Here is an 18,502-nt window from a genome sequence, read left to right on the forward strand (position 1 = left end):
CGCATGACCAAGCCCCGCCTCTATTCGGGCATTCAGCCCTCGAGCGACTCGCTGCACCTCGGCAACTACGTCGGGGCGCTGCTGCAGTTCCGCGCCATGCAGGGCGAGTACGACGCGTTCTTCTCGATCGTCGACCTGCACGCGCTGACGAACGCGGCGTTCGATCCGAAGTCCCTCGCCGCCGCCTCGCGCGGGCTCGCTGCGCAGTACATCGCCGCGGGTGTCGACCCGGGCAAGTCCACGCTGTACGTCCAGTCGCACGTGCCGGCGCACGCACAGCTCGCGTGGGTGCTGAACACCATCACGGGGTTCGGCGAGGCGAGCCGCATGACGCAGTTCAAAGACAAGTCGCAGCGCTTCGGCGCCGAGGGCACGACGGTCGGGCTGTTCGACTACCCGGTGCTGATGGCCGCCGACATCCTGCTGTTCGACACCGAGGTCGTGCCGGTCGGCGACGACCAGAAGCAGCACATCGAGCTGACGCGCAACCTCGCCGAGCGCTTCAACGCGCGCTTCGGCGAGGTGTTCACCGTGCCGGTCGGCCAGTACCCGGAAGAGGGCGCGCGCATCTACGACCTGCAGGAGCCGACGTCGAAGATGTCGAAGTCGGCCGCGACCGACGCCGGCCTGATCTGGGTGCTCGACGAGCCGTCGGTGACCCGCAAGAAGATCATGCGCGCGGTGACCGACACCGGCGCTGAGGTGAAGTACGACTGGACGACGAAGCCGGGTGTGACCAACCTGCTCGAGATCTACACCGCGATCACCGGGTCGTCGGTCGCCGACGCTGAGGCCGTATTCGCGGGCAAGGGCTACGGCGACTTCAAGCGCACCGTGGCCGACGCGGTCATCGCCGAGCTCGAGCCGGTGCGCGCCCGTGCCCTCGAATTGCTCGCCGACCCGGCCGAGCTCGACCGCCTGCTCGCGCTGAACGCCGCTCGGGCGAACGAGGTCGCCGAGGCGACACTGAAGCGTGTCTACGAGGCCGTCGGGATTCTGCCTCGCGTTTGATTCGACGACTAGCGTGACCACAGTGGAACCCGTGGTGCTGCGCAGTGAGAGGCTCGTGCTCTCGATGCCGACGCTCGATGACACCGAGCGCGTGTTCGAGTACTGCCAGGACCCGATGTTCATCGACTACCTGACGACGCCCACGCCGTACCGGCGCGAAGACGCCGAGCACTTCCTCGGCACGATCGTGCCGACCGGGTGGGAGGTCGGGCGCGAGTTCATCTGGGCGCTGCGCGAGCCCGCCGGGCCGAACGGCGAGAAGGGCGGCCCGCTGCTCGGGGTCGTCGGCCTGCACCGGCGCCGTGCGACCGACCCCGAGTCGCTCGACGTCGGGTACTGGCTCGGAGCACCGCACCGCGGGCGCGGCCTCATGGCCGAGGCGGTCCGAACGGTCAGCGACTGGGCGCTGGAGGCGGGCGTCGCCCGCACCGTGCACTGGGAGTGCCTCATCGGCAACTACGCCTCCGCGCGCACCGCGCAGGCCGCGGGATTCCGCTTCACCGGCATCGGTCCCTCTCAGATCGCGTACCGCGACGGCTCGCACCCCGAGCACTGGCACGGGCGGCGCCTGGCGGGCGACGACGGCACCATCGCCGCCTACCTCGCGTGGCCCGCGGCGCCGGGCGGGTCGGCTGAGCCGCCCGCGCCGTCTTCGCCGACCACGCCGGGCGGCGGATGAGCACCGACGCGCCCGCGCAGGGCGCACGCGCGCCGCAGGTCGTGCTCTTCGACCTCGACGCGACGCTCTTCGATCACCCCGGCGCGTTCCGACGCGGCATCCTCGCGCACGTCGCCGCGCTCGGCGCTCCGTACGACACGGCGAGCGCCGCCGACATCGTTGCCGCCTGGCAGCAGGCAGAAGACCTGCACTTCGAGCGCTATCTCGCCGGCGAGCTCGATTACGAGGGCCAGCGCCGCGCACGCGTCCGTGACTTCGCGGCCCGATTCAGCGCAGCCGAGCTGGGCGACGACGCCGCGTCCACGTGGTTCAGCGGCTACTACGACGCCTACCGCGACGAATGGACCGCGTACGACGACGTCCCCGGCGCACTCGACGCACTCGAGGCCGCCATTCCGGGCATCCGCTTCGGCATCGTCACGAACGGCGAGCTCGCGCTGCAGCAGGGCAAGGTCGCGACGATCGGATTGGACGCGCGTGTCGACCAGGTGATCGCATCCGGTGAGCTCGGCATCGCCAAGCCCGACCCGCGCATCTTCCTGCACGCGGCAGAGCGGTTCGGGGTCGCGCCGGGCGAGGTCGTCTACGTCGGCGACCGCGTGCGCGTCGACGCGCTGGGCGCCGCCGCGGCGGGGCTGATCGGCGTGTGGATCGACCGCGACGAGCGCGGCTGGGGCGAATTCGAGACGGATGCCGCAGCTGCGGGCATCCATCGCATCGTGTCCCTCGCCGAGCTGCCCGAACTGCTCGCTGCGGTCCGGACGAGCGCGCGCTAGACGGTCGTGAGCAGCGCGGCCTCGCGGCTGATGCGCGCGCGCTCGCGCCACCAGACGAAGAATCCGGTCAGGGTGAACGCGCCGTAGAAGACGTACATCGCCGCCGACGCGTAGTAGTGCGCACTGAACAGCAGGGGCACGCCGACGATGTCGACCGCGACCCAGATGAGCCAGAACTCCACCCAGCCCTTGGCCATGCCGTAGGTGGCGAGCAGAGAGCCGACGAAGATCCACGCGTCCGACCACACCGGCTCGTACGAGCCGAGGGCGCGGAACAGCGGGGTGAGCACGGCGGTGCCGCCCACCATGCCGGCGATCAGCCCGAGGCGCACCGGCCACGACGCCCAGCGCGGCGTGACGGCGACCCGGTCGCCGCTGCCGTCGGCGTCGCGCCGCGTCCAGCGGATCCAGCCGTAGATCGAGACGATGATGAACATCACCTGCCGGCCGGCCTGGCCGAGCAGGTTGACGGGGTTCGGGGTGTCGAAGACCGCGCCGAGGAAGACCGTGAACAGCAGCGCGTTGCCGACGATGCCGACCGGCCACGCCCACGCCTTGCGCCGCATGCCGCCGAGGGCGCTCGCGAGACCGAAGAGGTTCCCGATCACCTCGCGCCACAGCACCACCTGGTCGCCGATGTGCAGTTGGGCGTCGAAGAGCCAGCGAACGAGATCCACGGTCGATGGTAACCAGCACCGGCCGGGTGCTCATTCCCGAGCGCCGCGGCAGGTGCCCCAGATGACGCCGGAAGACGGCGGAATAGAACTCGCGGGTACGATGGTTGCGCAATACGTGCTCCGGGGTCGGTGAGAGTCCGAACCGGCGGTGAAAGTCCGCGACCCTCGCCTCGGCGAGGTTGAGCCGGTGGAACTCCGGCACCGACGGTTAAAGTCCGGATGGAAGGCAGCACGGCGCGCCTCCGCGGCGCGTGGTTGCGGCGTTCGCGTCCCCCGGAGCCCGATGGGCAGAAACCCAGAGGCTGGGCCGGAGGGAAGAGATGAGCGAGCAGCGCTTCGAAGCCGCGATGCGGCGCGCGCTCGAACTCGCCGCCAACGGCCCGGCGCGCGGCATCAATCCACGGGTCGGCTGCGTGCTGCTCTCCCCCGCCGGCGACGTGCTGGCCGAGGGCTGGCACCGAGGCGCGGGCACCCCGCACGCCGAGGTCGACGCGCTGACGAAGCTGCCGGACGGCGCAACCCGCGGCGCCACCGCCGTCGTCACCCTCGAGCCCTGCAACCACACCGGCCGCACCGGCCCCTGCAGCGAAGCGCTCATCGCTGCGGGAATCACGCACGTCGTCTTCGCCGTCGCCGACCCCGGTGAGCGCTCACGCGGCGGCGCCGAGCGCCTGCGGGCGGCCGGCGTCGAGGTCACGCCCGGGGTGCTGGAGGACGAGGTCGAGGGATTCCTCGCCGACTGGCTCTTCGCCGTGCGCCACGACCGCCCCTTCACCACACTCAAGTGGGCCTCGAGCCTCGACGGTCGCACCGCCGCGGCCGACGGCACGAGCCGGTGGATCACCGGACCCGCGGCACGCGAGCGCGTGCACGAGCAGCGCGCCGCCCACGACGCGATCCTGGTCGGCACGGGAACCCTGCTCGCCGACGACCCCAGCCTGACGGCGCGCACGGCCGACGGCCGCCTGCGCGAGCAGCAGCCCGTCCCGGTGGTGCTCGGGGTGCGCGAGGTTCCTGAGGGGGCCGCCGTGCGCAGGCATCCCCAGCCCCTCATCGAGCTCAAGACCCGCGAACTGGCCGCCGGTCTGCACGAACTGCAGCAGCGCGGCATCCGCTCGCTCTATGTCGAAGCCGGGCCCACGCTCGCGAGCGCGCTGGTCACCGCAGGGCTCGTCGACGAATTCGAGATCTATCTCGCCCCCACCCTGATCGGCGGTCCGCGCACCGCCCTCGCAGACCTCGGCGTCGGCTCGATCGACGAGCAGCGCCGCCTCGAACTCGGCAGCGTCGAACGCCTCGGCGACGACCTGCTGATCACCGCGCGACCCCTCGGTCCCCATTCGGCTTCGCCGAGTCGACTAGCGGCGGAAGCGGAGTAAGGAGAAGCACCATGTTCACCGGAATCATCGAAGAGATCGGCGAGATCACCCGCGTGCAGCAGCACCCCGACGCGGCGCGCATCACCGTGCGCGGCCCGCTCGCGACCGAGGGCGCGAAGCACGGCGACTCGATCTCGGTGAGCGGCGTGTGCCTCACCGTCGTCGCCCTCGAGCGCGACGAGTTCACCGCGGACGTCATGCGCGAAACGCTCGAGATGTCGACGCTCTCGGGAGCGGCCATCGGCACGCACGTGAACCTCGAGCGCGCCGCCCAGCTCGGCGACCGCCTCGGCGGCCACCTCGTGCAGGGTCACGTCGACGGCACGGCCACCGTGCTGAGCACCACCGACGGCAGCGCCTGGCGCGTGATGCGGCTCTCACTCACGCCCGAGCTCGCGCCGCTCGTCGCGCGCAAGGGCTCGATCGCGATCGACGGCACCTCGCTCACGGTGAGCGCCGTCGGGGGCGACGCAGACGAGGGGTACTGGTTCGAGGTCTCGCTCATTCCCGAGACGCTCGCCGCGACGACGCTGGGTCAGCGCGCGGCCGGGGACCGGGTCAACCTCGAGACCGACATCGTGGCCAGGCAGGTCGAGCGGATGCTTCAATTCCGGGTCGAACCGCTAGGCGCGGGGGCCGAGTGGGCCGCCGCCGCGGCGCAGACCCCGGCCGCGCGAAGCGCAGCCGACTTCCGCGATGAGGGGTCGGAGGCCCGCGCATGAGTATCGGCACCATCCCCGAGGCGATCGCCGCCCTGCGCGCAGGCAAGCCGGTGATCGTCGCCGATGACGAGAGCCGCGAGAACGAGGGCGACATCATCATCGCGGCCGAGTTCGCGACGCAGGAGTGGCTCGCTTGGATGATCCGCACCACGAGTGGCTTCATCTGCGCCCCGATGACGAATGAGATCGCCGACCGGCTCGAACTGCCGGTGATGGTCGTCGACAACCGCGACCCGCTCGGCACGAACTACACGGTCAGCGTCGACGCGGCGGACCGCTCGTCGACCGGCATCAGCGCCGGCGAGCGCGCGCACACGCTGCGGGTGCTCGCCGATCTCGAGTCGACCCCCGCCTCGCTCAACCGCCCGGGGCACGTGCTGCCGCTGCGCGCGGTCGACGGCGGGGTTCGCGCGCGAGGAGGTCACACCGAGGCATCCGTCGATCTCATGAAACTCGCCGGGCTCACGCCCGTCGCCGCGATCGGCGAGGTCGTCGCCGACGACGGCGAGATGATGCGCCTGCCCGGCCTCATCGCGCTCGGGGAAGAGAAGGGGCTGCCGGTCGTCACGATCGCGGCGCTCATCGATTACCTCAACGAGTTCCACGCCGGGGAGCCGCTCGAGACCGCCGCGGCGATCCCCGAGACGAGCAGCGTCACCTTCGAGGTCGAGACCACGATTCCGACGACGCACGGGCCGTTCCGCGTGCGCGCCTATCGCGACCGCATGACCGGCGCCGACCACGTGGCGATCATCTCGGGCACCCCGGGCGCGCATGGGGCGCTCGTGCGCGTGCACTCCGAGTGCCTCACGGGCGAGGCCTTCGGGTCGCTCAAGTGCGAGTGCGGGCCGCAGCTGGATGCCGCGCTCGAGACGGTGCAGCGCGACGGCGGCGTCGTCATCTACCTGCGCGGGCACGAGGGGCGCGGCATCGGCCTGATCAACAAGTTGCGCGCCTACCAGCTGCAGGCCGAGGGGCTCGACACCCTCGACGCGAACCTCGCGCTCGGGCTGCCGGCGGATGCCCGCGACTACACCGCGGCGGGCGACATCCTGAAGGACCTCGGCGTGGCCTCCGTTCGGTTGCTGACCAACAACCCCGACAAGGTGAGCCAGCTCGAGGCGCACGGCATCGCGGTCGACGAGCGCGTGCCGCTAGTCGTCGGCGTCGGCGCGCTCAACAGCGGCTACCTCGAGACCAAGCGCGACCGCATGGGCCATCTCTTCGGCGGGCTCGGCGTCGAGCAGCACCAATAATCCGCACTTCGCTGGTCGAGTAGCGCCGCGAAGCGCGCGCATCGAGACCCGCCCCTGAAAGGACTGACACCATGGCCGGATCCGGCGCCCCCACCCAGCTCGAGCCGATCGACGCCAGCGGCCTGCGCGTCGTCGTCGTCGCGGGCACCTGGCACGACGAGATCACGAACGGGCTGATCGCCGGCGCCGAGCGCGTGCTCGAGGCCTCGGGCGCGACGCACTCGCTCGTGCGCGTGCCCGGCTCGTTCGAACTGCCCGTCGTCGCGAAGGCGGCGCTCGAGGCGGGCGCCGACGCGGTCGTGGCGCTCGGCGTGATCATCCGCGGCGGCACGCCGCACTTCGAGTACGTCTCGTCGGCCGCGACCGACGGCCTCACGCGCGTCGCGCTCGACACGGGCAAGCCGGTCGGATTCGGCGTCCTGACGCTCGACGACGAGCAGCAGGGCCTCGACCGCGCAGGCCTGCCCGGCTCGAAGGAGGACAAGGGCGCCGAGGCCGCGCACGCCGCGCTGGCGACGGCGCTCACGTTGCGCGCGCTGCGCACGCCGTAACGTCGCGCGAGGGATGCCTGCGCCGACGCACCCGCGCGGGGCGCCCACGGCGTGCCACCCGGTTGCCCGTGCCGATACGCAGAATCGGGTCGATACGCAGACCCCGACACGGGTTCGGTCCTGCGTATCGACTCACATCCGCGATCGGCACGCCCCGGTCGCGAGTGCGTCAGGGGCGGAACGCCATCAGGATGACGACCACGACCAGCAGGATCGTCGAGACGCCCGCCGTCGCCGCCACCGCCGAATAGGCGGCCGGGCGAGCGAGCTTCTCGCCCTCCACGCTCGGGTTCGCGGCCGCGGCGCTCGTGATCTCCTCGGCCCCGCGGTTCAGGTTCGGCACGATCACGAAGACGCTGAGCACGAACGCACCGGCGTAGAGCACGACCGACAGCCACACCCACAGCTTCGTGAACGGGATGTCGGCGGTGCCCAGCGCGGCGAAGCCCAGCACGAACACCACCAGTGACGCCCAGCTGAAGATCGAGGTCGAGCGCGCGAGGCCGCGCACCTGCTTCGCGTCGTGCACGCGCAGCGCCCGCAGCCCCGTGTGGGGCAGCAGAGCCATCGGCCCGATGATGAAGACGGCGAAGATGACGTGCAGCGCGATGAAGACGTGGGCCATGCCGCCCAGCCTAGCGACGGCCCGGGTTTCCGCGGCGGAAGGCGTAAACTGTTGTTCTTCGCAACGCCACAAGCGACTCTACGAAGCAATGATGCCCAGCTCGCCGCGCGCACCCCATCCGGCTTGAGCGGAACGGGCATCCGTCTTCTCTATTCACGAATCGCACTGGATCCATGTCTGTTTCTGCAACCCTCGAGGCTTCGAACACGACGGCGGCGAATCCCCGCGGGCGCGTCATTCTGGCGAGCCTCATCGGCACCTCCGTCGAGTTCTACGACTTCTACGCCTACGCGACCGCGGCGGTGCTCGCGTTCCCGACCCTCTTCTTCCCGACCGGCGACCCGACCACCGCGCTGCTCGCGAGCTTCGCGACCTTCGGCGCGGCGATGGTCGCACGGCCGATCGGCGCGATGTTCTTCGGCCACTTCGGCGACCGCATCGGCCGCAAGGGCACGCTGGTCGCGTCGCTGCTCACCATGGGCATCGCGACGTTCCTGATCGGATTCCTGCCGACGTATGCCTCGATCGGCTGGTGGGCGACGCTGCTGCTGATCATCCTGCGCCTCGCGCAGGGCTTCGCGCTCGGCGGCGAGTGGTCGGGTGCTGCCCTCATCGCGACCGAGAACGCCCCGGCCGGCCGCCGCGGCTGGTGGGGCACCTTCCCCCAGCTCGGCGCTCCGATCGGCTTCATCATCGCCAACGCCGTGTTCCTCGTGATCAACACGATCTGGCCGGGCTCGTTCCTCGCCTGGGGATGGCGCGTGCCGTTCATCTTCTCGGCCGTCATGGTCATCATCGGCCTGTGGGTGCGCCTGCGCCTCGTGGAATCGACCACGTTCCAGAAGGCGGTCAAGGCCGAGGTCATCGTCAAGCTGCCGCTCGGCTCGCTGCTCAAGCGCAACTGGAAGGGCGTCGTGCTCGGCACCTTCTACATGCTGGCGACCTACGTCGTCTTCTATCTGATGACGACCTTCACGCTGAGCTACGGCACCCGCCTGCCCACGCACGCCGCGGCCGCAGCGGCGAAGACCGCGGGCACCGCGTTCGACGCGTCGACGTATGTCCCCGGCCTCGGCATCTCGTACGTGCACTTCGTGCTCATGCAGATCCTCGGCGTGATCTTCTTCGGCGTCTTCACGCTGGTCTCGGGCCCCATCGCGGACACCATCGGGCGCAAGAAGCTGCTCATCGGCGTGACGATCGCGATCATCGTGTTCGGCCTCACCTTCGAGATGTTCCTCGCCCCGCGGGCCGACGCGAGCTTCGAGGGTGCGCTCGTGCAGGCCTTCCTGACCATCGGCTTCACCCTGATGGGCATCACCTTCGGCCCGATGGGAGCCCTGCTGCCCGAGCTGTTCCCCGCGAACGTGCGCTACACGGGCTCGGGCGTCGCCTACAACATCTCGTCGATCCTGGGCGCGGCGCTCGCGCCGATCATCGCCGTGGCGCTGTGGGGTGCGGCATCCGGTCGCACCTGGCTCGTCGGCCTCTACCTGTCGGCGATGGGCGTGCTCACGCTGATCGCGCTGCTCATCGGCCGCGAGACGAAGGACGTCGACTACCACAACGAGCTCGCGTAGCTCGCGTTCGATCGAGTCCTACGGATGCCCCGGGCCGCGGCCCGGGGCATCCGTGTCTCTGCTCCGCCCTGTCTGCTCTGCCTGTCTGCTTCTACCCAACGTCGAAATCTAGAATCGGCACGCCATGAGTGATGCCGCCGCGCCTTCCCAAACCTCCGCTCGACCCGCCCGCCGGGGCTTCGGCCGCCGGCCTGGTGCAGACGAGGGGCCGCGCGCCTCGTTCCGGCAGCTGCTGCCGTACCTCACCGAGCACAAGCGCGTGCTCGCCTGGGTCATCGCGCTGTCGGTTCTCGGGGCGGCCGCCTCGCTCGCGCAGCCTCTGCTCGTGAACCAGGTGATCACCCGCGTGCAGCACGCGACGCCGCTCGGCTGGCTCGTGTGGGTGCTCGTCGCACTGGTCGTGCTGGCGGGCATCATCTCGGGCTATCAGCACTACCTGTTGCAGCGCACCGGCGAGGGCGTCGTGCTGTCGTCGCGCCGCCGCCTCGTCGCGCGGATGCTCAACCTGCCCATCGCCGAGTTCGACCGCCGCCGCACCGGCGACCTCGTCAGCCGCGTCGGGGCCGACTCGACCGCGCTGCGCGCCGTGCTCACGCAAGGGCTCATCGATGCGATCGGCGGGGCGCTCACCTTCATCGGCGCGCTCGTCGGCATGGCGATCGTCGACCCGGTGCTGCTCGGGCTCACGGTGCTCGTGATCGGCCTGTCGGTGGTCGTCGTCGTGCTGCTGTCGGGGCGCATCCGCACCGCCTCGGGGAAGGCGCAGAAGAAGGTCGGCGACCTGACGGCTGCCGTCGAGCGGGCGATCTCGTCGGTGCGCACGATCCGCGCCGCGGGCGCGACTCAGCGCGAGATCGCGGCCGTCGATGAGGACGCTCGCGGAGCCTGGCGCATGGGCATCCAGGTCGCGCGCATCTCGGCGCTCGTGGTACCCGTCGCCGGCATCGCCCTGCAGGTGTCGTTCCTCGTGGTGCTCGGAATCGGCGGCTACCGCGTCGCCTCGGGCGCCATCTCGGTGGCATCCCTCGTCACCTTCATCATCTTCCTGTTCATGCTCGTCATGCCGCTCGGCAACGCGTTTGGCGCGATCACCTCGGTGAACTCGGCGCTCGGCGCGCTCGGGCGCATCGAAGAGATCATCGGGCTGCCCGGTGAGGACGCGCACGATGCGCGGTCTGCCTCAGTTGCCGACAGCCGAGCGGATGCCCCGGCCATCGCCTTCGAGTCGGTGACGTTCGCCTACCCGGTCGACCCCGAAGTCTCCAGTCGCGCTGCACGCGAGTCGACCGACGACGCTGGCGCGCTGGTCGACTCGGCGGAGCCCAATGGAGACCCTCGCCCGGTGCTGCGCGACGTCAGCTTCGAGGTGCCGCGGGGCAAGCGCACTGCGCTCGTCGGGCCGTCGGGCGCAGGCAAGTCGACCACGCTCGCGCTGATCGAGCGGTTCTACGACCCGAGCTCCGGCACCATCCGCCTCGGCGGCGTCGACATCGCCGCCCTGCCGCGCGACGAGCTGCGCGCGCAGCTCGGCTACGTCGAGCAGGATGCCCCCGCCCTCGCGGGCTCGCTGCGCGACAACCTGACGCTCGGCGCTCCCGACGCCACCGACGACGAGTGCCGCCGCGTGCTCGAAGCGGTGAACCTCGGCGAGGTGCTGGCCCGGTCGCCGCTCGGGCTCGACGCGCCGGTCGGCGAAGAGGGCGTGATGCTCTCGGGCGGCGAGCGTCAGCGGCTCGCGATCGCGCGGGCGCTGCTGGCCGCTCCCCCGATCCTGCTGCTGGACGAGTCGACGTCGTCACTCGACGGCCGCAACGAGCAGCTCATGCGCGAGGCGATCGACGCCGTTGCCGAGCACCGCACGATGATTGTGATCGCTCACCGCCTGTCGACGGTCGTCGACTCGGATCAGATCGTCGTGCTCGATCACGGCGAGGTCGTCGGCGTCGGAACGCACTCGGAGCTCGTGGCATCCGTGCCCCTGTATCGCGAGCTGGCGAAGCACCAGTTGCTGGTCTAGCGGGGGCGCGCCCGGGAAGCGCCTCCGCGGGACTCTCGTCCTAGATGCCCCGTTACTTGAGGAACAGCGCCTTCAGACGCGTCGTCGTCAGCACGAGGCCGGCCGCGATCATGCCCGCGTAGTAGAGCACGTGCCACAGCAGCGCGCTCGTGATGACGCCGGTGGTCAGGCCGCGCACGAGCTCGATACCGTGCCACAGCGGCAGGCACTGGATCACGATCTGCACCGCGCGGGGATAGACCGTGATCGGGAAGAACGTCGACGACAGCAGGAACATCGGCAGCAGCACGAAGAAGATCCAGTCCATCTGCGTGAACGTCTTCATGAAGCTCACGATGCCCATGCCGAGGCTCGCAAAGCCGAACGCGATGATCAGCAGTGCGGGGAACGCGAGCAGCGCCGTCCACGACAGGTTGAGGCCGACGGCCCACATCACGCCGAGGAACGCAAGACCGTACAGGGCGCCGCGCAGCAGCGCCATCATGATCTCGCCGAGCGCCACGTCGAGCGGCCCGAGCGGGGTGGCGAGCATGCCCTCGTAGAGCTTCCCGAAGTTCAGCTTGAAGAACACGTTGAACGTGGAGTCCATCACGGCCCCGTTCATCGCCGAGGTGGCGAGCAGTGCGGGCGCGATGAAGGCGGCGTAGCTGACCTGCTGGCCGCCGGTGTCGACTGTGCCGATGAGGCGGCCGAGCCCGACACCGAGCGACAGCAGATAGAGCACGGGCTCGAGGAAGCCCGAAACGACGACGAGCCAGTTGGTCGTCTTCGTCGCCGTCCAGCTGCGGGCCATGACCGCGCCCGGGTTCCCGGCGAACACACCACCCAGCAGCCGGTTCACTTGTTGAGCTTCTTCCGCGAGAGGCGCCGGGCGATCTGCCACCCGACGACGAAGGTCGCCAGCAGATAGACGAGATGCACGGCGATCAGCCACGCCGGCTCGCCGAGCCCGTACGTCGCGTCGCGCGCGAGCTGCGTGCCGTGCCACAGCGGCGACATCCACCCGATCCACTGCAGATAGATCGGCATGAGCGAGAGCGGGAAGTACGTGCCGGAGAACAGCGTGAGCGGCATCACGATGAAGCGCAGCACGAGCGTCTCCTGGCTCGCGTCTTTTTCGAGCGAGCAGATGTAGGCGCACAGCGGGCCGCCGAAGGATAGCGCGGTGAGCAGCGCGGCGAAGACCGAGAGGATGCCCCACCCCGACGGCGCCGCACCGAAGGCGAGCATCAGCAGGTAGTAGATGAGGCTGTTCGCGGTGATGCGCGCGCTCGTGTAGAGCACGTTGCCGTCGATGATCTGCCCGGGCGACAACGGCGCCGAGTTCATGCCGAAGAACGTGGGATTCCACTTGAAGCCGAGCCGGATCGGGAAGATGAACTCTTCAGAAGCGGTCTGGAAGGCCGCCGCCGTCAGTAGCGCGGGCGCCACGAACACCAGGTACGAGACGCCGCCGAGGTCTTGCGCGCCGGAGCCGCCCCCGATCAGAGAGCCGAGGCCGAGCCCCATCGCGAACAGGTAGAGAACGGGCAGCCCGAGCGCGGGAACGACGTTCGACGTCCAGGTGCGGCGGGCGGTCGTGAAGCGGTGCTCGAACACGAAGAGCGCCCCGAAGCGCCGCGGCCGCGCCGCCGCGCTGCGGGCGGCCGCCGCCCCGGCATCCACCTCGGCTGAAATCGCGCTCATTCGATCAGGCTCCGCCCCGTGAGCCGCAGGAACACGTCTTCCAGCGACGCGCGCCGCACGAGCGAGGTGAGCGCCTCGAGACCGCGGGCGCGCACCGCCTCGAGCGCCGCCTCGCCGTCGTCGGCGTAGATCAGCACGCGGTCGGGCAGCTCTTCGACCCGGTCGCCGATGCCGGCGAGCTTCTGGGCAGCCTCGCCGTTGCGACCTGACCCGAAGCGCAGCTCGAGCACCTCGCGGCTCGAGTACTGACGGATGAGCGACGCCGGCGTGCCCTCGGCCATGATTCGCCCGTGGTCGACGACGATCAGCCGGTCGCAGAGCTGCTCGGCCTCGTCCATGTAGTGGGTCGTCAGCACGAGCGTCGTGCCCTGCTCTTTCAGGCGGAACAGCCTGTCCCAGAGGATGTGCCGCGCCTGCGGGTCGAGGCCGGTCGTGGGCTCGTCGAGCAGCAGGATCTTCGGGTCGTTGATGAGCGCCCGCGCGATCGTGAGGCGCCGCTTCATGCCGCCCGAGAGGTCGTCGATGCGCGTCTTCGACTTCTCGGTCAGCTGCGCGAACTCGAGCAGCTCACCCGCGCGCTGCTTGATGAGCTTCCGCGGCAGGCCGAAGTAGCGGCCGTAGACGATCACGTTGTCGAGCACCGGCAGCTCGAAGTCGAGGTTGTCGGTCTGGGGCACGACACCGAGCTGCGAGCGGATCTCGGGCCCGTTCCGGTCGGGGTCGAGCCCCAGGATCGACAGCTCGCCGCCCGTGCGCGGCGAAACCGCCCCGACCATGCGCATCGTCGTCGACTTGCCGGCGCCGTTCGGGCCGAGCAGCCCGAAGCTCTCGCCCGCCGCGACCTCGAATGAGACGCCGCCGACGGCCTCGACCTCGCCGAAGCGCTTGGCCAGGTCGCGCGCGATGATCACGGGTGCAGGCATGGTCACCAAGCTAGCGACGGGCACCGACATTGGGCGAACGGCGCGGTCTCCATTCGGCTCGGCCGAGTCGACCGGCGAAGGGTGCGGCGTCAGCGCTGGAAGCGCGCCGCCTGCTCATCCGAGGCGGCGACCTCGATGCGCGCGCGGTGATCGTCGCGCATCGGCGGCAGCGCGTCGAGCCGATACCACGCGGCTTCCGTGTTCTCGCCGTCGGCGGGGTACGGCTCGCCAGAGACATACCGGCACGTGAACGTCAGGTCGATGTACCGCGAGCGGTCGCCGTTCTCATAGACCACCACGCGATCCTCGACGTGCACACGAGCGAGCCGCTCGGCGACCGCCACGATCGCGGTCTCCTCGAGAACCTCGCGTTCGGCGGCGACGGCCGGCGGCTCCCCCGGGTCGATGATGCCCGTCACGGCCGTCCACTCGCCGTTGTCCGCACGGCGCACGAGCAGCACCTCGCGCGCCACGCCTTCGCCCCGCAGCACCACGGCGGTCACACCGGACAGCCAGAGCTCGTCGTTCCCGATCTTCTCGCGCAGACGCAGGATGAAATCGGGAGTCGCCATGTCTCGACCCTAGGCGAACCACACCGGCGCTCACGCGGTTACTGTGGAACGGTGACTGTCGATGCCGCCGTCTCCGGCGCCCACTCCGCTTTCCTTGCCGCCCGCGAAGCATCCCCCGCCACTCGTCGCGCCTGGCTCGATGCCGTCGCCGACGCGATCGAGGCGCACGCCGAGGACCTCATCGCCCTCGCGCACGACGAGAGCCACCTGCCCGTCGGGCGACTCACCGGCGAGCTCACGCGCACCGCGTTCCAGCTGCGGCTGCTGGGGGCGGACGCCGCAAGCGGAGACCCCTTCGCCGCCACCATCGACCACGCCGACCCTGACTGGGGCATGGGGCCGCGCCCGGACATCCGCCGCGTCGGCCAGCCGCTCGGCGTCGTCGGCGTCTTCGGCGCCTCGAACTTCCCGTTCGCGTTCAGCGTGCTGGGCGGCGACACCGCGTCGGCCCTCGCCGCAGGCTGCGCCGTCGTGCACAAGGCGCACCCTGCGCATCAGCGGCTCGCGCGCGAGACCGCCCGCATCACCGTCGAGGCGCTCGCGGCGGCCGGCGCCCCCGACGGGCTGTTCTCGCTCGTCGAGGGCTATGAGGACGGACCGGCGCTCGTGCAGCATCCTCTCGTCACCGCCATCGGATTCACCGGCTCGACCCGCGGCGGCAAGGCGCTCGCCGCGCTCGCGGCCGACCGCCCCGAGCCGATCCCCTTCTATGGCGAGCTCGGCAGCACGAACCCCGTGTTCGTCACGCCGGGCGCGTGGGCCGCGCGCCGCGACGCGATCCTTTCCGGGTTCGTCGGCTCGTTCACGCTCGGCATGGGGCAGTTCTGCACGAAGCCCGGTTATCTCGTCGTGCCGGCCACCTCGCGTGACGAGTTGATCAAGGGGCTGACGGATGCCTCACCCGTTCCTCCTCACGAGATGCTGTCGCCGTCTCTGCGCGAGTCGTTCGAGAAGTCGCGCGACGAGTTCGCCTCCGTCGACGGTGTCGAGCACCTGGTGACGCTGCCGGGCACCGACAGCGCCCCTGAGGCGACCGTGTTCCGCGCCTCGGCCGCGCGCATCATCGCCTCGCCCGAGCTGCTCGAGCATGAGATGTTCGGCCCCGCGAGCGTCATCGTCGAGTACGCGTCCCAGGCCGAGCTCGAGGCGGTCGCCGCGGGCATCGGCGGCCAGCTCACCGCGGGCATCCACGCCGAAGACGGCGACGACACGGCCGCGCTCGTGAGCACGCTCGCCGCGCACGCCGGTCGCGTGCTGTGGAACGGCTGGCCCACCGGAGTCACCGTCAGCTACGCGCAGCAGCACGGCGGCCCGTTCCCCGCGACGACGGCTCCGTCGACCACCTCGGTCGGCACCGCCGCGATCGGCCGCTTCCTGCGCCCTGTCGCCTACCAGGACGTCCCCGACGCGGCGCTTCCCCCCGCCCTGCAGGAGTCGAACCCCTGGAACATCGCCCGCCGCGTCGACGGCGTGCACCAGCCCGCAACGGTCTGATCGGCCCCGACGCGCGACTTACGCCCTCGAGTACGCAGTACTCGCGCTGAAACGACGCCAGAAAGCGCGACTACGCCGTACTCGTTCGCGCTAGGCGACTGCAGAGCTCGGCACGAGCTCGGCGCCGGCGGCGGCGAGCTCTGACAGAGCCGCTTCCGACGAGGCATCCGCCACGCCTGCGATCAAATCGGTGAGCACGCGCACACGCGAGCCGTCCTGCAGCGCGTCAAGCGCGCTCGCCCGCACGCAGTAGTCGGTGGCGATGCCGACGACGTCGACGTCTGTGATGCCGTGCGCCTGCAGCACCTCGGCGATGCCCTTGCCGAAGTCGTCGGTGCCCTCGAACGCCGAGTAGGCCGGCTTGCCCTGGCCCTTCTTGATGTGCACGTCGATGCGATCGGATGCCAGTGCGGGGTGGTAGTCGGCGCCGGGCGTCCCGCTGATGCAGTGCGGGGGCCACGAGTCGACGAAGTCGGGGTGCGCCGAGATGTGGCCGCCGTTGTCGTTGTCTGCGTCGTGCCAGTCGCGGCTCGCGATCACGAGGTCGTAGGCGTCGCCGCGCTCGTCGAGCAGCCGGGTGATGCCTTGGGCGACAGCCGCGCCGCCGGCGACCGCGAGCGATCCGCCCTCGGTGAAGTCGTTCTGGACGTCGACGATCAGCAGCGCGCGGCTCATGGATTCAGGTTATGCGCCCGGAACCGACATCTGCGCCCGCAATGATGGGCACAGCTGTCGGCGGCGGATGCAGAAGCGCGCGCCAGGTGGGGCCGCCCGCGACCCCACCTGCGGCTCAGCTGTTCGAGAGGTTGTCGCCGCAGTTGTAGATGGATGCCGCGAGCTGGTCGATCGCGCCGCGGGCGCTGTCGCCGACGTTGCCCAGGGCGTAGATCGCGAAGACGAGCTGCGAGCCGTCCTTGGCGTTGATCACCCCGGCGAGCGTGTAGGCGCCGTTGATCGAGCCGGTCTTCGCGTGGATCTTGCCGACCGCGACCGAGGCCGCGCCCGTGAAGCGCCCGTAACCCTGGGTCAGCGTGCCCGTCTGGCCCGAGATCGGCAGCGCGTCGTAGATCACGCCGAGGCCGTTCTCGCGGTTCAGGATCTTGGTCAGATAGCCCGTGAAGAACGACGGCGGCACGCGGTTGTCGCCCGAGAGCCCGGAGCCGTCGATGATCGTGAGGCCCGACAGATCGACGCCGATCGTCTTGAGAGCGGCCGTGTCGCCGGCGTCGATGGCGCCGAAGGTGTTGCCTGCGCCCTCCTTGATGGCGGTGAGGCGGGCGAGCATCTCCATCACGGTGTTGTCGGAGTTCTCGAGCGCCTCGGTCACGAGCGACGAGATCGGCTGCGACTTGACGACACCGAGCTGCGCGGCGCCCTTCGGCGCGGTCGCCTGGCCGTCGTAGCTCGCGCCGAGGTCCTGCGCGAAGGCCTTGCCCGCGTCGCCGACCGGGTCGGTTCCCCGCGGCGTCTGCAGCACATTGGGGTTGCCCTTGTCGCCGTCGGCCATCAGCGCCGCGATGTAGGCGGTCGAGCCGAGGCTCGCGCGCTCTTCCTTCTCGTCCCACGTGGGCTGCCACATCGGGCCGCCGAACAGGGTGGCGTCGGCGACCACCGAGGTGATCGGCTGGCCGGCGTTCGCGGGATCTGCGGCCCAGGCCTTCTTGACCTGATCCGCGAGGTCGGTGAGGGTCGGTGCGCCCTGGAACCACGAGCCGTGACCCGCGCTCAGCGTCGGGTCGCCGCCGCCCACAATGACGACCTGGCCGGGCTGCGAGCCCTTCACCACGGTGGTCGCGATCTGCGTGTTCGCACCCAGTGCGGTGAGAGCGGCACCCGCGGTAATGGTCTTCATGACGCTCGCGGTCGGCGCGGGCGTTCCGCCGTTGCGGTCGAAGAGCACCTGGCCCGTCTTCGCATCGACGACCTGCGCCTCGAGCGTGCCGAGGCGCCCGTCTGAGGCGGGGCCCGCGACCGAGCACGTCTTGAGGGCGGCCGCGGGGGCGGCCGGGTTCGCGACGGGGCGGCCGGTCGGCGTCGGCGTCGCGCTCGGCGTGGCGGATGCCGTCGGCGTCGCGCTGTGCTGCGCCGGAGCCTTGAGGGCGGCGGGCTGCACCGGGGCGCCGCTGGCGGAACCCGCGGCGAACGAGCCGCCGCCGACAATGAGCACGGCCGCCGTCGCGCCGGCGGCGATCCAGGCACGCGGGTGCGTGCGGACGGACGAGAGGATGCCTGCCCAGGCGCGCGCCGCGCCACTCGGCGTCCGCGGGCCGGCGCTCTGATCGACGATGATCGGCTGCTCGGCAGCAGGTGCGGAGGGACCGGCCGGCGGCACGGAAGCGGCACTCGCGGCGGCTGCGGCCCCGCCCGCGGCGGCAGCCGCGGCCGACACGGGCGCGGTCATGGCAGCGGTCGGCTGCTCGACGATGGCCTGCTCGTGCGTGGTCAGCGGAGTGAACGGTTCGGTGGGCGGGAACTCGTCGCCGAAGGGGTCTCTCGGGTCGGTCACCATGCGAGTGTAACGAGGCCAATCTGGAAGGCCCCGGCAAGGGGTGCG

At 70.6% G+C, this 18,502-nt stretch carries 18 protein-coding genes and 1 riboswitch; of the genes, 10 read left to right on the forward strand and 8 right to left on the reverse strand.

Annotation, left to right across the window (positions count from 1 at the left end; all coding sequences use genetic code 11):
* Nucleotides 1-3 precede the first annotated feature (3 nt).
* The 3 genes from trpS to ABD736_RS14915 are packed head-to-tail and all read left to right on the forward strand — an operon-like array spanning nt 4 to nt 2,466.
* Nucleotides 4-1,011, forward strand: coding sequence for a tryptophan--tRNA ligase (trpS, locus tag ABD736_RS14905; protein WP_344792662.1), 1,008 nt, complete (start codon nt 4-6; stop codon nt 1,009-1,011).
* A gap of 13 nt (nt 1,012-1,024) precedes the next feature.
* The gene (locus tag ABD736_RS14910; RefSeq protein WP_344792663.1) at nt 1,025-1,690 is read left to right on the forward strand and encodes a GNAT family N-acetyltransferase; all 666 of its coding nucleotides are present in this window, start codon (nt 1,025-1,027) and stop codon (nt 1,688-1,690) included.
* Complete coding sequence (locus ABD736_RS14915) at nt 1,687-2,466, forward strand: HAD family hydrolase (RefSeq protein ID WP_344792664.1); 780 nt, start codon at nt 1,687-1,689, stop codon at nt 2,464-2,466. The genes ABD736_RS14910 and ABD736_RS14915 overlap by 4 nt, the downstream gene beginning before the upstream one ends.
* On the opposite strand, the gene pnuC is transcribed toward ABD736_RS14915, so the two are convergent.
* Entirely contained in the window at nt 2,463-3,143 is a 681-nt protein-coding gene (gene pnuC, locus ABD736_RS14920; RefSeq protein WP_344792665.1) for a nicotinamide riboside transporter PnuC, read from the reverse strand. The two genes, ABD736_RS14915 and pnuC, sit on opposite strands and share 4 nt — an antisense overlap.
* Before the next feature lie 111 nt (nt 3,144-3,254).
* Nucleotides 3,255-3,380, forward strand: a riboswitch (FMN riboswitch).
* A gap of 83 nt (nt 3,381-3,463) precedes the next feature.
* Between pnuC and ribD the strand changes: the two genes are divergently transcribed.
* The 4 genes from ribD to ribH all read left to right on the forward strand — a co-directional run bounded on the left by ribD (nt 3,464) and on the right by ribH (nt 7,051).
* Entirely contained in the window at nt 3,464-4,522 is a 1,059-nt protein-coding gene (gene ribD / locus ABD736_RS14925; protein WP_344792666.1) for a bifunctional diaminohydroxyphosphoribosylaminopyrimidine deaminase/5-amino-6-(5-phosphoribosylamino)uracil reductase RibD, read from the forward strand.
* Between the two features lie 11 nt (nt 4,523-4,533).
* Nucleotides 4,534-5,244 carry a riboflavin synthase gene (locus tag ABD736_RS14930; protein ID WP_344792667.1) on the forward strand — a complete coding sequence of 237 codons (711 nt, stop codon included), beginning with the start codon at nt 4,534-4,536 and terminating at the stop codon, nt 5,242-5,244.
* Nucleotides 5,241-6,500, forward strand: coding sequence for a GTP cyclohydrolase II (gene ribA, locus ABD736_RS14935; RefSeq protein ID WP_344792668.1), 1,260 nt, complete (start codon nt 5,241-5,243; stop codon nt 6,498-6,500). The genes ABD736_RS14930 and ribA overlap by 4 nt, the downstream gene beginning before the upstream one ends.
* Nucleotides 6,501-6,571: 71 nt before the next feature.
* Entirely contained in the window at nt 6,572-7,051 is a 480-nt protein-coding gene (ribH, locus tag ABD736_RS14940; RefSeq protein ID WP_344792669.1) for a 6,7-dimethyl-8-ribityllumazine synthase, read from the forward strand.
* Nucleotides 7,052-7,220: 169 nt separating this feature from the next.
* On the opposite strand, the gene ABD736_RS14945 is transcribed toward ribH, so the two are convergent.
* Nucleotides 7,221-7,676, reverse strand: a complete 456-nt coding sequence (locus tag ABD736_RS14945) for a DUF2269 family protein (RefSeq protein ID WP_344792670.1) — start codon at nt 7,674-7,676, stop codon at nt 7,221-7,223.
* 173 nt (nt 7,677-7,849) lie between these two features.
* Here ABD736_RS14945 and ABD736_RS14950 point away from each other — a divergent pair, with 173 nt between their 5' ends.
* Nucleotides 7,850-9,256 (forward strand): MFS transporter, encoded by a 1,407-nt coding sequence (locus tag ABD736_RS14950; protein WP_344792671.1) that lies wholly within the window; start codon nt 7,850-7,852, stop codon nt 9,254-9,256.
* Nucleotides 9,257-9,380: 124 nt separating this feature from the next.
* Entirely contained in the window at nt 9,381-11,273 is a 1,893-nt protein-coding gene (locus ABD736_RS14955; RefSeq protein ID WP_344792672.1) for an ABC transporter ATP-binding protein, read from the forward strand.
* A gap of 52 nt (nt 11,274-11,325) precedes the next feature.
* Here ABD736_RS14955 and ABD736_RS14960 read toward each other — a convergent pair whose 3' ends face one another.
* The 4 genes from ABD736_RS14960 to ABD736_RS14975 all read right to left on the reverse strand — a co-directional run bounded on the left by ABD736_RS14960 (nt 11,326) and on the right by ABD736_RS14975 (nt 14,454).
* Entirely contained in the window at nt 11,326-12,066 is a 741-nt protein-coding gene (locus ABD736_RS14960; protein WP_344792956.1) for an ABC transporter permease, read from the reverse strand.
* 44 nt (nt 12,067-12,110) lie between these two features.
* On the reverse strand, nt 12,111-12,959 hold the full coding sequence (locus tag ABD736_RS14965; protein WP_344792673.1) for an ABC transporter permease: 849 nt from the start codon (nt 12,957-12,959) through the stop codon (nt 12,111-12,113).
* Entirely contained in the window at nt 12,956-13,882 is a 927-nt protein-coding gene (locus ABD736_RS14970) for an ABC transporter ATP-binding protein (RefSeq protein WP_344792674.1), read from the reverse strand. Before ABD736_RS14970 ends, ABD736_RS14965 begins: the two co-directional genes overlap by 4 nt.
* A gap of 89 nt (nt 13,883-13,971) precedes the next feature.
* Nucleotides 13,972-14,454: an NUDIX hydrolase gene (locus tag ABD736_RS14975; RefSeq protein WP_344792675.1), complete on the reverse strand. Its 483-nt coding sequence runs from the start codon at nt 14,452-14,454 to the stop codon at nt 13,972-13,974.
* A gap of 51 nt (nt 14,455-14,505) precedes the next feature.
* Here ABD736_RS14975 and ABD736_RS14980 point away from each other — a divergent pair, with 51 nt between their 5' ends.
* Complete coding sequence (locus ABD736_RS14980; RefSeq protein WP_344792676.1) at nt 14,506-15,948, forward strand: aldehyde dehydrogenase (NADP(+)); 1,443 nt, start codon at nt 14,506-14,508, stop codon at nt 15,946-15,948.
* A gap of 90 nt (nt 15,949-16,038) precedes the next feature.
* Here ABD736_RS14980 and ABD736_RS14985 read toward each other — a convergent pair whose 3' ends face one another.
* Together ABD736_RS14985 and ABD736_RS14990 are read right to left on the reverse strand one after the other, a co-directional pair.
* Nucleotides 16,039-16,623, reverse strand: a complete 585-nt coding sequence (locus tag ABD736_RS14985; protein ID WP_344792677.1) for an isochorismatase family protein — start codon at nt 16,621-16,623, stop codon at nt 16,039-16,041.
* 115 nt (nt 16,624-16,738) lie between these two features.
* Entirely contained in the window at nt 16,739-18,454 is a 1,716-nt protein-coding gene (locus tag ABD736_RS14990; RefSeq protein ID WP_344792678.1) for a D-alanyl-D-alanine carboxypeptidase/D-alanyl-D-alanine-endopeptidase, read from the reverse strand.
* Nucleotides 18,455-18,502: the final 48 nt, after the last annotated feature.

The sequence above is a fragment of the Gryllotalpicola daejeonensis genome (genome assembly GCF_039538145.1).
GTDB lineage: Bacteria > Actinomycetota > Actinomycetes > Actinomycetales > Microbacteriaceae > Gryllotalpicola > Gryllotalpicola daejeonensis.

Excerpts from the sequence above, each read along its gene's own strand:
- trpS (WP_344792662.1), top strand. The coding sequence starts at position 4 with ATGACCAAGCCCCGCCTCTATTCGGGCATTCAGCCCTCGAGCGACTCG.
- ABD736_RS14915 (WP_344792664.1), top strand. The coding sequence starts at position 1,687 with ATGAGCACCGACGCGCCCGCGCAGGGCGCACGCGCGCCGCAGGTCGTG.
- ribD (WP_344792666.1), top strand. The coding sequence starts at position 3,464 with ATGAGCGAGCAGCGCTTCGAAGCCGCGATGCGGCGCGCGCTCGAACTC.
- ABD736_RS14930 (WP_344792667.1), top strand. The coding sequence starts at position 4,534 with ATGTTCACCGGAATCATCGAAGAGATCGGCGAGATCACCCGCGTGCAG.
- ribA (WP_344792668.1), top strand. The coding sequence starts at position 5,241 with ATGAGTATCGGCACCATCCCCGAGGCGATCGCCGCCCTGCGCGCAGGC.
- ribH (WP_344792669.1), top strand. The coding sequence starts at position 6,572 with ATGGCCGGATCCGGCGCCCCCACCCAGCTCGAGCCGATCGACGCCAGC.
- ABD736_RS14945 (WP_344792670.1), bottom strand. The coding sequence starts at position 7,676 with ATGGCCCACGTCTTCATCGCGCTGCACGTCATCTTCGCCGTCTTCATC.
- ABD736_RS14950 (WP_344792671.1), top strand. The coding sequence starts at position 7,850 with ATGTCTGTTTCTGCAACCCTCGAGGCTTCGAACACGACGGCGGCGAAT.
- ABD736_RS14955 (WP_344792672.1), top strand. The coding sequence starts at position 9,381 with ATGAGTGATGCCGCCGCGCCTTCCCAAACCTCCGCTCGACCCGCCCGC.
- ABD736_RS14960 (WP_344792956.1), bottom strand. The coding sequence starts at position 12,066 with ATGGCCCGCAGCTGGACGGCGACGAAGACGACCAACTGGCTCGTCGTC.
- ABD736_RS14965 (WP_344792673.1), bottom strand. The coding sequence starts at position 12,959 with ATGAGCGCGATTTCAGCCGAGGTGGATGCCGGGGCGGCGGCCGCCCGC.
- ABD736_RS14970 (WP_344792674.1), bottom strand. The coding sequence starts at position 13,882 with ATGCCTGCACCCGTGATCATCGCGCGCGACCTGGCCAAGCGCTTCGGC.
- ABD736_RS14975 (WP_344792675.1), bottom strand. The coding sequence starts at position 14,454 with ATGGCGACTCCCGATTTCATCCTGCGTCTGCGCGAGAAGATCGGGAAC.
- ABD736_RS14985 (WP_344792677.1), bottom strand. The coding sequence starts at position 16,623 with ATGAGCCGCGCGCTGCTGATCGTCGACGTCCAGAACGACTTCACCGAG.